The sequence below is a fragment of the Enterobacter cloacae complex sp. GF14B genome, from assembly GCF_004136805.1.
GTDB classification, from domain to species: domain Bacteria; phylum Pseudomonadota; class Gammaproteobacteria; order Enterobacterales; family Enterobacteriaceae; genus Enterobacter; species Enterobacter hormaechei_C.
In genome coordinates this window covers 17,227-32,109 of sequence record NZ_QFRV01000056.1, presented here as the reverse complement: position 1 = coordinate 32,109, position 14,883 = coordinate 17,227, and the positions used below count along the sequence as shown (strand labels likewise).

Genomic DNA, 14,883 nt, shown 5'->3' with positions numbered 1-14,883 from the left:
TGAAGGAACTTGCCGATAAGTACGGCGAGGACATCCAGCTGCTGCAGATGCCGGAGAAGGCAGCGGGCAAGGAGAAGCTCTCCTGCGACATGGTGCAGGACATGTGGGCGAAGGTGCTGGCGCTGCCGGAGCAGAAGGCGGCGAGGGTGATTCGGCTGGCGGTGTCTGAGCTGGAGTGACGAAGGGCGCTGGTTTTTTGGGCACTTAGCGCGGGTTTCGCGCGTCGTCGCTTGCATGGCGGCGCGCGACAGGTATAATCCACAACGTTTCCGCATCCCCTTCAGTGCCGAAGTGGCGAAATCGGTAGACGCAGTTGATTCAAAATCAACCGTAGAAATACGTGCCGGTTCGAGTCCGGCCTTCGGCACCATCGGAACATCAATAGACGTCAACGGACGTCTTTTTTTGTGCCTGAAATCCAGTATCCACAAGGCTTCCCTCGCTTTTCCACTCAACCTAAGTCAATCTGATTCAATCTACATCAACTTACTGATGCGGGTACAACTGCGGGTATATCCCGGTTCGATTATGTTTGTACCCACACAGGACCCTTGAAAGGATACTCATCATGGCTCTGAGTGATGTGAAGGTTCGTTCGGCTAAGCCTGAAGCAAAAGCCTATAAACTGACTGACGGCGACGGCATGGTTCTGCTGGTTCACCCTAACGGCTCCAAATACTGGCGGTTGCGTTATCGCTTCGGCGGTAAAGAAAAGATGCTGGCGTTGGGAAAATATCCCGAAGTCTCGCTGGCGGATGCCAGGTCACGGCGGGATGAAGCCCGTAAACTATTAGCTAATGGCGTCGATCCCAGTGAGAACAAGAAAGCCGTTAAGGTAGAGCTGGAGCAAGAGGCGATAACGTTTGAAGTGGTAGCCAGAGACTGGCATGCCAGCAATCAAAAGTGGTCGGCATCGCACAGTGCTCGTGTATTGAAAAGCCTGGAAGATAATCTCTTTTCAGCCATCGGTAAGCGGAACATTGCTGAATTGAAGACACGGGATCTGCTTGTCCCCATCAAAGCCGTCGAGTCATCCGGGCGGCTCGAAGTTGCCGCCCGTTTACAGCAGCGTACTACCGCGATTATGCGCTTTGCCGTTCAGAGTGGTTTAATCGACTACAATCCTGCGCAAGAGATTGCCGGTGCGGTTGCTACGGCGAAAAGACAGCATCGTGCGGCTTTGGAGCTTAATCGTATTCCTGAATTACTTCATCGCATTGATCACTATTCCGGAAGACCATTAACCCGACTTGCTGTCGAACTTACCTTGTTAGTCTTTATCCGCTCAAGCGAGCTGCGCTTTGCCCGCTGGTCAGAAGTGGATTTTGAAACGGCCATGTGGACGATTCCGGGAGAGCGTGAACCGTTGGAAGGCGTCAAACATTCTCAGCGTGGTTCAAAGATGCGGACGCCTCATCTTGTTCCCTTGTCGCGTCAGGCCTTAGCTATTTTGGAAAAGATCAAAAACATGAATGGGAACCGAGAGCTGATCTTTGTGGGCGATCACAATCCACGTAAGCCGATGAGTGAGAATACGGTTAACAAGGCTCTGCGAGTGATGGGCTATGACACGAAAACGGAAGTCTGTGGGCATGGTTTCAGGACAATGGCCTGTAGCTCATTGATTGAATCGGGATTGTGGTCGAGGGATGCGGTGGAGCGGCAGATGAGTCATCAGGAACGAAATTCTGTGCGAGCGGCTTACATTCATAAGGCGGAACATCTTGGAGAGCGTAGGTTGATGTTGCAGTGGTGGGCTGATTATCTTAATGCGAATCGGGAGAAGGAAGTGAGTCCGTTTGATTTTGGGAAGATAACTGCGTTTTAACGGTATTACATCTTAGTATTTTGTACGTAAATTCTGAATTGATAGAAACGAGAGCCTCTCCCTACATCCTGCTCTCAGGCACAAGATGCAATCAAAATGATTGCATCTTGTGCCTGGTTTGATATTGTGATGAACAACAATATCTATTCGAAAGCTCAGATGAAAAACGTTCAGCACCTTTCCTATGCTCAAAGAGAGCGATTGGCATTTATTGATTTCAGTTTGAATTATTTTGGTGAGATCAGTCGCTCTGATTTGAACAATCAATTCCAAACGGGTTTAGCTGCAGCAACACGAGACTTCTCTGCCTATAAAGAGCTCGCTCCTGGTAATCTTGAACTCATCCATAAATCAAAGAGTTATCATCGTAAAAGTCAATTTAAACCGCTTTTTAGGCATGTTCCAGTGCAAATATTACACAGTCTTACAAGAGGGTTTGGAGATGGCTTGTCCTCGTTATCCGGGCCTAACCCATTATGTATTGAAGCGCCACAACTCAACCAACCTTCCACCGATGTTCTATCAGAAGTTATGCGTGCGATTAAACGAAAGCAGTTATTAAAGATAAACTATTTTTCTTTGTCTTCAGGTCCTGGTTGTCGAATAATCGTGCCACACAGTTTGGCGAATAATGGTTGTCGTTGGCTCATTCGTGCCTATGATCGATTGACATCATCATTTAGGGATTTTGGTATCACGCGCGTTAAATCGATCACACTACTTAGTGAAGAGATAAATGAGGGGAAAGAGTCGATTTCAGCAGATAAGCAATGGAACCGAATTGTCGATTTAACACTGATACCTCATCCTAATTCCAGCTATCCCGAAGCCATAGAGCTTGATTACGATATGGCTCATGGTCAGCTAAATGTAGAGTGCCGGGCTGCATTGGTAGGTTACTTATTGAACCGTTTAAACGTCGATTGCTCTCAAAGCTATCACCTCAATTCGACTCATTACCAATTAGCATTAAAAGAAAATGCTGCGCTTTATGGAGTCGAAAACGCTCATTTAGCTCCCGGCTATCAGGAAAACAATAATGAGAAATGAACAACAATTAGCCAGTCTTGGGTTCAAATTTGGTAAAAGCGGCGCACATTCCGCTCGTAGCATGATGATAGAAGAACTTAAAGTATTGCTCATTGCCCATGATAAAAATGCTACTCAGGCTGAATATGAAGATAACATTGTAAACTGTAACAGTTTACTTAAGCCGACAGAAAAATCTCGGAAATTAACATTCCGCTACCTTGTTGATCTTTATGGTCTAGATAATAATATTCCACTTTTTAAGGTGTTTAGAGAATGGTGGGGATTGAGCGAAAGTACTCAAGCGATACTTGCTTTGCAGCTTGCTGTCGCCCGAGATCCATTGCTGCGAGCCTCTACAGAGGTCATTTTGCATCTTGAACCTAAGGAACATCTACCCCGAGAGTATATGGAAGCTTTTTTGGCTAAAGACGATCCAGAACGGTTCAGTGCTACATCTCTCAAATCAATCTCTCAAAATCTTAATGGAACCTGGACCCAAGCAGGCTTTCTATCTGGCAGGGCAAAAAAATATCGTGTGAACCCTCGTGTCAGTTATGTGAATGTTGCTTACGCACTTTTTCTTGGCCATTGCAATGGATTGAGCGGTCAACGTTTATTCGATAGCTTGTGGTGTCGGATTTTATCTCCAGATAAAGAGCAACTCTTTGAATTAGCGCATAGTGCTTCATTAAGAGGGCTGATTAACTTTAAGCAAGCGAGCGAGATCCTTGAAGTTACCTTCCCAAATATTGCGTTACCGGAGGTTTAAGCATGTCAGACAGAATATCGAAATTGCTCACTAGTTTTGAGAGCCATATCAGTATTCCATGGCCAGCAGCTGTTTCTGCAGACGAACGCAGTATTTTTTTGGTTTACAACAAGCAAGATGAGCTGAAGCTACGTGCTCGTGTTGAAGAGTTTGAACAAGCTTGTATAAAGCATAATCACCCGTGGCAACTGCTTGATCTAACTTACAGTTTCGAAAAGTGGATGGCTGCACAAGACTACAAAGAAACATATTTTGAAGATCCTGAGTACTTGAAAGGTTTGTACGGTGATTTTGCGGAAGAGTTAGTTGAAACGCTTACAGCTCAAGTTGATGCATCACAAACTGCGGATGGTGTGGTCGCTTTATTGGGATGTGGGACATTGTTTGGTTTTGCTTCCGTTTCTGGTGTCGTTGAGACATTGGCCGAAAAAGTGTCAGGCCGACTAGTTGTCTTTTTCCCAGGTGAAGTTCAAAACAACAATTATCAATTATTAGACGCAAAGGACGGCTGGGGGTATCACGCCACGGCCATTTCTGCGACTTCCTAAGGAATAGCCATGCTTAATCGCGAAATTTTTGTCAATGATCCCATCAATAGTCGCCTTGCAAACAACGGGGTTGCACAAGTTAAAGATGATGTATCTAAAGGGGCTTTGGATACGTTGGAATACGAATTGCGTACTTTCGTTTGTGATGGTGCGTATGAAAAGGGCTTAGAAAAAATTCTGAGCAACTACCTTTCGGCATTTAAGTCGAACAGTGAGCAGCCAGGAGTTTGGATCAGTGGATTTTTTGGTTCAGGTAAATCTCATTTAGCTAAAATGCTGCGTACATTATGGACCAACCAAACGCTCAATAATGGTTCTGATGCACGCTCAATTGCTGACTTACCTGAGAGCATTGCAAAACAATTAGACGAATTATCTACTCTCGCTGAAGTTAACGGTGGCTTGTATGCTGCTTCTGGCACATTAGGTGCTGGAACGGCGGATAAAGTTCGCTTAGCGTTATTAGGGATTATTTTCAAATCAGCAGGACTACCGGAACAGTATCACTTAGCCCGTTTTATCATGTGGTTGAAATTTAATGGGGTATTTGATCAGGTTAAAGAATTTGTCGAAAGAAGATCAAAGGCTAAAGATGGTGTGGATAGTTGGGTTAAGGAACTGAAAAACCTACATGTTTCACCAATTTTGCATGAAGCTGTATTACAGTCAATCCCCGGAATGGGCTCGGATATTAAAGAGGTCCGGGAAATGCTTCGTGCACAGTACAAGATTGTCGATGATGTCACCAATGACGAAATGGTATCAGCAATTGTCGATGCCATCTCTAAAAACGGTGAGCTACCACTAACCTTAGTGGTACTCGATGAGGTGCAACAATACATTGGTGACAACGTTCAAAGAGCTTTCGATGTTCAAGAAGTGGTGGAGACATGCAGTGGTGCAAGTGCCCTAAAATCCAAAGTCTTATTTGTCGCAACAGGTCAGAGTGCATTAACTGGAATGACCAACTTGCAACGCTTGATGGGCAGATTTCAGGTTCCAGTTCAGCTGGAGGATACTGATGTAGATAAAGTTATCCGCAAAGTTATTTTGCAAAAGAAAGAGTCTGCCAAGCCAGTAATTAGAGCAATGGTTGATGACAACTTAGGGGAAATCTCCCGACATTTGCGCGGGAGCACAATTGAACATCATCGAGATGATGAAAAGTGGATCGTGCCAGATTATCCACTACTTCCCGTGCGCCGTCGTTTCTGGGAACGTATTTTACCGGCCTTAGACAGAACTGGTTCTGGTTCCCAGCTAAGAAACCAACTGCGAGTGGTCCACGAGGCATTAAAAGCTACAGCAGATAAAGAATTGGGTTATGTCGTCCCTGCAGATTTTCTTTATGACCAAATTGCCACTAATTTGCTGCAAACCGGTGTCATTTCCAAAGATATTTATGAAACTATCAGCCGTAAACGTGGTGGTAATGACGATGAACAATTACAAGGTCGTCTATTGGCTTTGATTCTCTTAATCAGAAAACTGCCAGCAGAAATGGAATATGGAATTCACCCAACTGTGGAGACCCTAGCTGATTTACTTCTGGAAGATCTTAATAACGATAAACATAAGCTGCGTCCGTTAGTTCCAAAGATGCTTCAAGCACTGGAGGCTGAGCATCTGATCATGTCTCGTGACACAGAAAACGGGCGTGAATTCAGCTTACAAACTATAGAAAGCCAGGCGTGGTATGACGAATTAAGGCGTCAGGAAAATGATTTGCTAGGAAACCCTCAAACCTTAGAAGCGTATCGAACAAAAGAGATTCAGAACTACATTCGTAAACAGGTTGCACAAGCGCGTATTGCTCAAGGAACCGTTGCTGAGCCAAGACCTATAGCTATCTATTTTGAATCTGAGTTGCCTGCTGATGCAGATAAGCGTATTTGTGCGTGGGCTCCAGAACAAACAGAAAAGCAATTTAATGATTTATCGCGCGGCTCTGATCCTGATAGTGCCACCATTTATATCTACGTACCAACGAACCACCGTAGTGATTTGCAAAAAGCCATAGTGAGCTTGAAAGCTGCTGAAAATACCTTGGAAATTCGCGGTAGTGCAGCTACCGGGCCTGGTAAAGATGCGAAACAAGCAATGGAAACTCTTTTGCAAAGTGCTGAGAAAACAAAGAATAGCTTACTTAAGGAGATTTTTGGTTCGATTCAAGTCCGTTTAGCTGGTGGGCAGGAAGTCGAAGGGGACTCTCTTGCTGCTCAGATTCAAAGTGCTGGTGAAATAGCCTGCCAACGTCTATATCATAAATTTAAAATGGCAGATGATCGTGGTTGGGCCAAAGTTTACGAAGTTGCTAGTCGCTTAGCAGACCCCAATGCGTTAGAAAAAGTGGGCTACAGCGGCGAAGCGGACAAACAACCCGTATGTGCAGAAATTTACCGCTTTATTGGTACGATGAAGACAGGTAAAGAAATTCGTGAAAACTTCAAAGATGCGCCTTATGGGTGGGGTAACGATGTGATTGATGGAGCTTTGTATGCCATGTTAGCAGCCGGTGTATTAAAAGCTTCTGATATTCAAGAGCGCGTTATTGATGCAAAAAGCCTTGATCGTAGTTCTTTGACACAAACTAAATTCCGTCCTGAAACCGTTACGCTTTCGAAAATACAATTAATCAAAGTTCGTGGTGTTGTTTCAACGCTGCTTGAACAAGCATGTAATGCGGGCGAAGAAGCAGCTAAATTGCCTCTGGCAATTATCAACGCGAAGAATGTAGCGAATCAAGCTGGTGGCTTAGCCCCATTACCGATAGCACCAAGTACCGCAATGCTTACTGAGCTGGAAATGTATTCGGGCAATGATCAGTTGCAAAAAGCATTTGAGTATCAAGATCAACTAAAAAGTGATTTTGAATCCTGGAAAGAACAGGCTCATAAAGCCAGCTTACGTACAAAACTTTGGAGAAAACTGGACTCTCTAATGGGCTACTGTTCTGGTCTGGTGATTTACAACGAACTCGTAAATGAAAAAGAAGCCATCTTGGCTAACCGTAGCTTGTTAGATGACCCGTGCCCGGTGGATCCGTTGTTAAAAAGAGCAACCAATGTATTACGTGATGCTCTCACCAGCCATCGTGAACAATACGAGCAAGAATATCGCACCTGCATGGCTGAACTGCTGGATGACGAAAATTGGCAGCAACTAGATGAGGCTAAGCGGAATAGTTTCTTGCAGAAACGTCACCTGGATGCAGTGCCTGAAATTAATATCAGCGATTTGGATTCTATTTTGAGTTCCTTGGATGATATCAGCTTTGCGCGTTGGAATGACAAAACGGCAGGACTACCAAGTATTTTTAACCAGGTTTTGAAAGACGCCATTAGCGAACTACAGCCAAAGACTCGATATGTGAAACTCAATAAATCAATCATCAAATCCGAGCAAGAGTTACTAGACTGGTTAGCTTACGTTGAGCAAGAATTGCGCTCTCAGTTAGAAAATGGTCCAGTCGTACCAAGCTAATGTTTGATTCCTAAAAATAACCCGCCAACAGGCGGGTTTCAGTTTACAACGATTTAAGAAGAACTCATGAGACAACCACTCGATAAAATATTACGTAAAAAGCTAGAAGATACGGTCGTTAAAGCTCGCGATATCGTTGAAGTTGCAGTAAACGAAGCTTTACAACGTTTAGGGGTTGCTGATAATCAGGCTCCAGGTTATCTCAATGACGAACAGCGCGCACTTCGTAATGATTTGCGTGCCCACGCCCGTCAGCTGGGGGATAAGCTCACTGATGGAAAGCAAGAAATTGAACGTTTAGCCAATGAGATGGCGTATGAGCATTGGCACAGAATGTTATTTGCACGTTACTTAGAGCAAAATAATTTATTGATGTATGACGAATACACACCTGTTACGCTTGATGAGTGTTTTGAACTGGCTGAAGAAGAGCCTGATTGTAAAGATGGTTGGGAGCTGGCTGGCCGTTTAGCCCAAAAGATGTTGCCACAGATCTTCCGTGCTGACTCACCAATATTTGCAGTTAAGTTATCCATCAACCATATCAATGAGCTTGAAAACCTGATTTCAGCGATTGACCCTGCAACCTACCAAGCGCAAGACAGTTTAGGTTGGTGCTATCAATTCTGGCAAAACAAAAAGAAAAAACAGGTCAATGAATCTGGTGTTAAAATCGGCGCTCAAGAACTTAGCCCAGTAACACAGTTATTTACCGAACCTTATATGGTGAGTTTTTTGCTAGATAACGTATTAGGAGCATGGTGGGCTAGTAAACGTTTGACGCAAGATGACTATATTCGTGCCAATAATGAGCAGGAATTACGGAATAAAGCATCTATTACGGGTGTACCGCTAGAGTATTTACGTTTTATCAAAAATGAAGAAAGTGGCCAGTGGCAACCAGCAACGGGTGTCTTTAAAAAATGGCCTGCACATCTTAGTCAACTGAAAATTCTTGATCCTTGCTGTGGCTCCGGTCATTTCCTGGTTGCTGTATTCTTGATGTTAGTACCGATGCGTATGCAGCTTGAAGATTTATCAGCAAAAGAGGCCTTAGATAGTGTACTACGAGAGAACATTCATGGTTTAGAGTTGGATCAACGTTGTGTAGAGCTAGCTGCCTTTGCACTAGCCTTAGAAGCTTGGCGCTATCCAAATGCAGGTGGGTATCGCGTTCTACCTGAGCTACAATTAGCTTGTTCAGGTATATCGATCACTGAGGCGCAAAAAGAGTGGAAAGACTTAGCAAAGGGTGATGATACACTTTCTGAGGCAATTTCTTGGATGAAGAATACGTTTAGAGATGCCTCATCTTTAGGTAGTTTGATTGATCCAACAATGTGCGTTAGTAAAACTCAAACACCTCCTTGGGAATTGTTGCAGAGAGGGATTGAAATTAAGTCAGAAGCAAGCAAAGAGGCAATTGTCTCAGTTCATGGATTAGCTAAAGCTGCGGTGCTATTGTCAACTAAATTCCATTGGGTTACTACGAATGTGCCATTCAGGCAGATGGATGATTGTTGCGATGAGCTCAGAACCCTCGCCTTGAAAAAATACAGTGAGGCGAAGACCGATTTATCGACTGTTTTTCAAATGAGGATTATGGAGTTACTCGACATAAATGGTGTGTCTAGCTCTGTTATTCCACAAAGTTTTCTATACAAGGATTACTACTTAAAATACAGAGAGTATTTATTCAGTAATAACTCTATCCCTATGATTGTTCGTCTGGGGTCTGGGGCCTTCAGAGAAATAACCGGTGAGGAGGTTAAGGTCGCATTAACTATAATAATGCCACAAAAACCTGTTGAGGGTTATAGTATTTCTCAGTTGGATGTATCTGAACTGAGTTTGTTTGATAAGGAAGTGCAGTTACCTGTGGCAAGTTTGCTCAACATCCCACAGAATAAATCATTGCGGACAAAAAAGAAAATAGTGGCAGTTTCAATTGAGAATCATTTAACTTTGATTGAAGATAAGTGTTTTTTCTCTAATGGAATTCAAACGGGTGATTATCCTAGGTTTGGTCGTAATATTTGGGAGCTTGCAAATTATAATGGTTGGAGTTTTCAATTAACTACAGTTTTACAATCCCAGCTGTTTTCAGGACGTTCAAAATGTATATTTTGGGGGGAGGGGCAGTTGGTTAGCTTTATAGAATCAAAACTAGGTGAAGGAAAATCAGGATCATGGTTAAGAGGGACTAGTTATAAAAAATCAAAAGGGGTTGCTATAAGTGCTATGGGGGAAGTAAAAGCCACTTTATATAATGGGGAGTATTTTGATGATAATACTATTGTCATCATTCCTAAAGATGAAAATGATCTACTTTCCGTATGGGAAACATGCTCTTCACAAAGTTATAACACTAAAGTAAGGGCAATTGATCAAAGCAATAAAGTTCGTGGGGCTTTGTTAAGGGTTAGTCTAGATGATGCTCAAGCGAGTTATGAGCTGCCTTCCCCATATTCAGACGACCCAACGCAATGGATTTTCCATGGCCACCCATGCGCCTCGGTCATTTGGAATGAAACAACTAAAACTATAGCTTTTGGCAAGTACCGCCAAGATAATTCTGTATTGCAAGTCGCTGTTGCCCGTTTGCTGGGTTATCAGTGGCCTGCTGAGTTGGATTCTGAAATGGATCTGGCTACAGAAATGCGTCAAGTTATGAGGAAAAATGCTGATTTTGATGGTTTGGTTGATGAAGATGGCATTGTCTGTATTCCTGCCGTACGAGGTGAGAAAACTGCTGCGAAGCGTTTAGCCGATATTTTATACAAAGCCTATGGTGATACCTGGAGCAGTTCTGTAGAAGACAACTTGCTAAAATCAGTGAAAGCCAAAGATTGGGAAAGCTGGTTGCGAGATAAATTTTTTGAACAGCATTGCAAGCTCTTCCAGCATCGCCCTTTCATTTGGCATATTTGGGATGGCCTGAAAGACGGGTTCTCGGTATTAGTGAATTATCATAAGTTAGACTACAAAGGAATGGAGCGCCTTATTTATACTTATCTGGATGACTGGATTAGCATTCAGAAACGTAATATTGTTGATAGCATTGATGGGGCTGATATTCGACTAACTGCGGCAGAGAATCTAAAAGCGCAATTAGAAGCTATTCTTGAGGGTGAAAAAGGGCTCGATATCTTTGTGCGCTGGAAATCGCCTGAAGAGCAACCTATTGGCTGGAATCCTGACCTCAATGATGGAGTTCGTTTAAATATTCGCCCATTTATGCTTGCAAAAGATGTTGGTAAAAAAGGTGCCGGGGTACTCCGTGTACAGCCTAACATCCACTGGAAGAAAGATCGTGGTACCGATGTCGAATCTGCACCGTGGTATAAACTTGGTTTGCAATACGGTGGGAATCTTGGTGACAGGATCAATGATCATCATTTGACGCTGGCAGAGAAAAGAGAAGCCCGAGAAAATAAAGGATTATAAAATGTCAAAAAATATTACGGGGGCAGAATATGCCCTCTCAAAAATATTCAGCTCTGATTTTGATTATGAGATCCCTCCCTATCAGCGTCCATATGCCTGGACGACAGAGCAAGCGGGTGAGTTGTTTGATGATCTAAATGATTTTTACCAATATGAAAAAGATGAAACTTATTTTCTTGGAAGCATTGTATTAATAAAACAAGAAAGCAGACCTCATGCTCAGGTAATAGATGGGCAGCAACGATTAACCACTCTGACAATTTTAATCGCTGCGTTAACTAATTTAATTGATGATGAAGACGCTAAAGCTGAATGTTTCGCTTATATTCAAGAGCCTGGAAAAAAATTGCAAGGGATTCCAGCTAAACCGCGATTAGCTCTGCGTCAACGCGATCGCGAATTTTTTGCTTCAACTGTCCAATCATTAAAATTTTCTGAGTTAGCCTCTATTGATTCTGCGACATTGAAAAACGAGTCACAAATTAATATTCAGAAAAATGCCTTACTCTTGCAAATTAAATTGCAGCAGGCATTTGTCGATACTGACGCTTTAATAAAATTTGGTATTTTTTTGATGACTCGGTGTTTTTTAGTTGCTGTGACCTCACCAAGCCAGCAGTCTGCTTTTCGTGTATTTTCGGTTTTGAATAATCGCGGTATGGATCTTTTACCTTCGGATCTAATTAAAGCTGATGCGATTGGTAAAATTACCGAATCGAAACGTGATGCTTTTAATGATAAATGGGAAGAGATTGAAGTAGATACGGGAAGAGAAGGATTGAATGCTCTTCTTACGTATATACGAATGATTTATGCCAAGACCAAAGTGAAACGTGTGTTGTTGGAAGAGTTTCGAGAGCATGTTCAATCAAAAATTCATGATCCTGAAGTGCTGATCAATGAAGTCATAGCTCCTTACGCTGATGCCTACTTGGTTGCTAGAGATGCTCGTTATTTGTCATCGACAAATGCTGGAGACATTAACCAATTGTTGCATTGGCTAAACCGCATTGACAATTCAGATTGGTTACCGGTAGCTATTCAATATTTATCAAAATTTGGTTCAGATAGCTCAGCTGTCATGGATTTTATGTTCCGGCTCGAGCGCTTAGCCGCGAAACTTCATATTTGTGCTGCCAACATTAACGAACGCATTGAGCGTTATGCGAAAGTGTTAATTGAACTTGATAATGCAAATTCTACAGAGATTAGCTCAGTAAATTTATCTCAAGAAGAAGCAACAGATTTTATTAACCAAATCGATGGTGATGTTTATTATTTGACTGCCCGTCGACGTAATTATCTTATCTTGAGAATTGATTCATTTTTATCTGATGGAGCGGCTAATTACGAACACTCTCTTCTGACCATTGAGCATGTGTTACCACAGACGGTAGAAGAAGGAAGCCAGTGGGATATAAATTGGCCAAATGTTGCGCAGCGAGAAGAGTGGACACACCGTCTCGCTAATCTCGTGCCACTAACACAGAGAAGAAATTCACAGGCCTCAAACTTCGACTTTGAACGTAAAAAAATGGCATACTTTGCAGGACAAAATGGTGTGTCGTCGTACGTATTGACTACGCAGGTATTAAATACGGGTGAGTGGATGCCTCCTGTACTAGAAAGTCGACAACATGATTTGATTGAGTTGTGTAAAGCGAACTGGAAACTATATGTTAGTAATCAATAAATTGATCGATCAGCTTCGTAGCTCTGCTGCCTTTAACAAAAGTGTTCAGGTCCCACCTGCTGCCATTTTGTGGACGGACATTGATAGACAGTGGCAGTCAGCAATGCCCTACATTAAGCAGCAGCTGCCTGAATTGATTGAACTTGGTGATTATAATCCTGATCTTCGTACTGGCCCGGCAATATGGGTGAAATGCGCTATTGCTGGTGTGCTTGAAGAATGTGTTTTACCTGAAGGAAAAACCCCGATTATCTATCTACCTGGTGTCGGTCGTAAAGATTTACGAGCAATTGAACAATGTCCTGAGTTTCTTAAACCCTTAGCTGAATTGCAATATCGCGGTTGTTGGTGGTCTTATAATTCCGCGGGTCGTGATTGGTCTGTGGGTTCGTTCCTCACAAACCCTAAAGCTGGTGTCGAGTTGGATCTTGCAAAAGACAAGAAGACACATGAAGCTATTTTGCAGGTACTGCCAGATCTCTTAGAGACGCCAGTTGTAAGTATGCAAGGTAAAAAACTTGAAGCAGAGGATTTCTACTCAATTGTTCTTGATGATATTGCACGAGATATCCTAGGTTGGCTTAATAATCCTCAAGAGAAAGAAAAACTATGGCAGGGGAGTCGCTGGGATATTTTCACTAATTCATGCCAGATGCAATATGGCTTTATTCCAAACAAGGAAGGTGTGGTTCAAGCTTTACAATTGCTATGCCAGGCTGAAGGCCAATGGAAAGGAATATGGCACCGATTTGAGGAAACAGCTAATAATTTGCCATTACTAGTGAATCAACTCAAAGCTATTCAGCCAGCCGATCTAGTTGTGCTATTTCCAGAAAACTATTTGTCTAAAAACTTGGAGGACGAGCAGTTAATTGAATCCGCATTTCGTAAGATTGAGGGACAAGGGCGTCAGGAGCTAAAGGCAGTTTTCAGTGATCTTTGGCTAACTCAGAAAGAACGTAAGACATGGATATGGCATCGTTTGGAGCTGTCACCTTGGCTAAGCGTGTTGGAAGATATGATGATGGTAATTGAGCACACGGAAATCAATTTTTCCGGTAGTACACCAGAATCGATGGCTGACCATTTTAAGGAACAATTTTGGCAAGCGGATGCTGCAGTGTTAAGTGCAATGTCCAAAGCGAAAGATATCCACCAGCAAGAGCTGATTGCAAATGTGCTTGGTATTATTTACACGCCATGGCTCGAAAAGACGGCATTAAAATTTCAGCAATTAGTAGCCCAGTTTGGGTACCCTGGTGATAACCAGGTTAGAGAAAATACAGCTCAATACACAGTTGGTAGTCAGGTTGTGTTTTTTGTAGATGGTTTGCGTTTTGATACAGCTAAAATGCTGGAAGAGAAACTGTTCAATTGCGGTATTGAGAGCCATTTAACATCGCGTTGGGCTGCATTACCTTCCCTTACTGCAACGGCCAAAGCTGCTGTAACGCCAATAGCTGATATGCTGACGGGTAATGATACTAATGATGATTTTATTCCTGTTTTAGCCGACAGCCATTCGTCATTTAGCAGCCATTATTTGAAAAAATTGTTGGAAGAAAAAGGCTGGCAATTTTTGGATGGACTTGAAACCGGTGAGCCACAAGGCGGTTATGCTTGGGTACAAACAGGTGACTTGGACCATTTAGGTCACGATCATCAGCGCCAAATGCCTCAATATATCGATAAGGTTCTTGGGGACGTTGTATCTCGAGTAAGTGGTTTGTTTGATGCTGGTTGGAAGCGTATAAAAATCGTTACTGACCATGGTTGGTTATGGGTTCCTAATGGCTTACCAAAAGGGGAACTCAATAAATCACTAGGTAAGAACCGTCAGCGACGCTGCGCTATTTTAAAAGACAATGTGCAGTACGATGGTTTAGTAGTTCCTTGGTTCTGGAATTCCAATGTATCTGTGGCTATGGCCCCTGGAATTTCAGGTTATATTTCGGGTGATTATTACAATCATGGTGGTATATCACTACAAGAGTGCTTAACACCAGTAATAGATCTAAGAAAGCAGGGTTAGTAATGATAGGAAACTAGTTATTAATGAACCAGCGGCCAAAAGGCATTAAAT

Annotated in this window: 8 protein-coding genes, 1 tRNA gene and 1 pseudogene; all 10 read left to right on the top strand. The window is 42.9% G+C overall.

From position 1 onward, the window contains the following. Positions 1–179 (top strand): annotated as a pseudogene (locus tag DD606_RS26475) (topoisomerase II); the annotation flags it as partial. A gap of 106 nt (positions 180–285) precedes the next feature. Further along, positions 286–370: transfer RNA gene (locus tag DD606_RS17200), tRNA-Leu, on the top strand. Positions 371–568: 198 nt separating this feature from the next. Further along, positions 569–1,828, top strand: coding sequence for an integrase arm-type DNA-binding domain-containing protein (locus DD606_RS17195; protein ID WP_110875389.1), 1,260 nt, complete (start codon positions 569–571; stop codon positions 1,826–1,828). Positions 1,829–1,924: 96 nt separating this feature from the next. After that, positions 1,925–2,878 (top strand): WYL domain-containing protein, encoded by a 954-nt coding sequence (locus DD606_RS17190; RefSeq protein WP_219824223.1) that lies wholly within the window; start codon positions 1,925–1,927, stop codon positions 2,876–2,878. Beyond that, positions 2,868–3,629: a hypothetical protein gene (locus tag DD606_RS17185; RefSeq protein WP_110875388.1), complete on the top strand. Its 762-nt coding sequence runs from the start codon at positions 2,868–2,870 to the stop codon at positions 3,627–3,629. Before DD606_RS17190 ends, DD606_RS17185 begins: the two co-directional genes overlap by 11 nt. A gap of 2 nt (positions 3,630–3,631) precedes the next feature. Then, on the top strand, positions 3,632–4,177 hold the full coding sequence (locus DD606_RS17180) for a BREX protein BrxB domain-containing protein (protein ID WP_110875387.1): 546 nt from the start codon (positions 3,632–3,634) through the stop codon (positions 4,175–4,177). Positions 4,178–4,186: 9 nt separating this feature from the next. Continuing rightward, positions 4,187–7,660: a BREX system P-loop protein BrxC gene (brxC, locus tag DD606_RS17175; protein ID WP_129258922.1), complete on the top strand. Its 3,474-nt coding sequence runs from the start codon at positions 4,187–4,189 to the stop codon at positions 7,658–7,660. A 66-nt stretch (positions 7,661–7,726) separates the two neighbouring features. Next, positions 7,727–11,107 carry a DNA methyltransferase gene (locus DD606_RS17170; RefSeq protein WP_129258920.1) on the top strand — a complete coding sequence of 1,127 codons (3,381 nt, stop codon included), beginning with the start codon at positions 7,727–7,729 and terminating at the stop codon, positions 11,105–11,107. Between the two features lies 1 nt (position 11,108). Then, complete coding sequence (locus tag DD606_RS17165; RefSeq protein ID WP_129258918.1) at positions 11,109–12,800, top strand: DUF262 domain-containing protein; 1,692 nt, start codon at positions 11,109–11,111, stop codon at positions 12,798–12,800. Beyond that, positions 12,784–14,832: a BREX-1 system phosphatase PglZ type B gene (pglZ, locus tag DD606_RS17160; RefSeq protein WP_110875383.1), complete on the top strand. Its 2,049-nt coding sequence runs from the start codon at positions 12,784–12,786 to the stop codon at positions 14,830–14,832. Before DD606_RS17165 ends, pglZ begins: the two co-directional genes overlap by 17 nt. The last annotated feature ends 51 nt before the right edge of the window (positions 14,833–14,883 follow it).

Bases quoted from the DNA above. Each gene is read 5' to 3' on its own strand.
- DD606_RS17195 (WP_110875389.1), top strand. From the start codon at position 569: ATGGCTCTGAGTGATGTGAAGGTTCGTTCGGCTAAGCCTGAAGCAAAA.
- DD606_RS17190 (WP_219824223.1), top strand. From the start codon at position 1,925: ATGATTGCATCTTGTGCCTGGTTTGATATTGTGATGAACAACAATATC.
- DD606_RS17185 (WP_110875388.1), top strand. From the start codon at position 2,868: ATGAGAAATGAACAACAATTAGCCAGTCTTGGGTTCAAATTTGGTAAA.
- DD606_RS17180 (WP_110875387.1), top strand. From the start codon at position 3,632: ATGTCAGACAGAATATCGAAATTGCTCACTAGTTTTGAGAGCCATATC.
- brxC (WP_129258922.1), top strand. From the start codon at position 4,187: ATGCTTAATCGCGAAATTTTTGTCAATGATCCCATCAATAGTCGCCTT.
- DD606_RS17170 (WP_129258920.1), top strand. From the start codon at position 7,727: ATGAGACAACCACTCGATAAAATATTACGTAAAAAGCTAGAAGATACG.
- DD606_RS17165 (WP_129258918.1), top strand. From the start codon at position 11,109: ATGTCAAAAAATATTACGGGGGCAGAATATGCCCTCTCAAAAATATTC.
- pglZ (WP_110875383.1), top strand. From the start codon at position 12,784: ATGTTAGTAATCAATAAATTGATCGATCAGCTTCGTAGCTCTGCTGCC.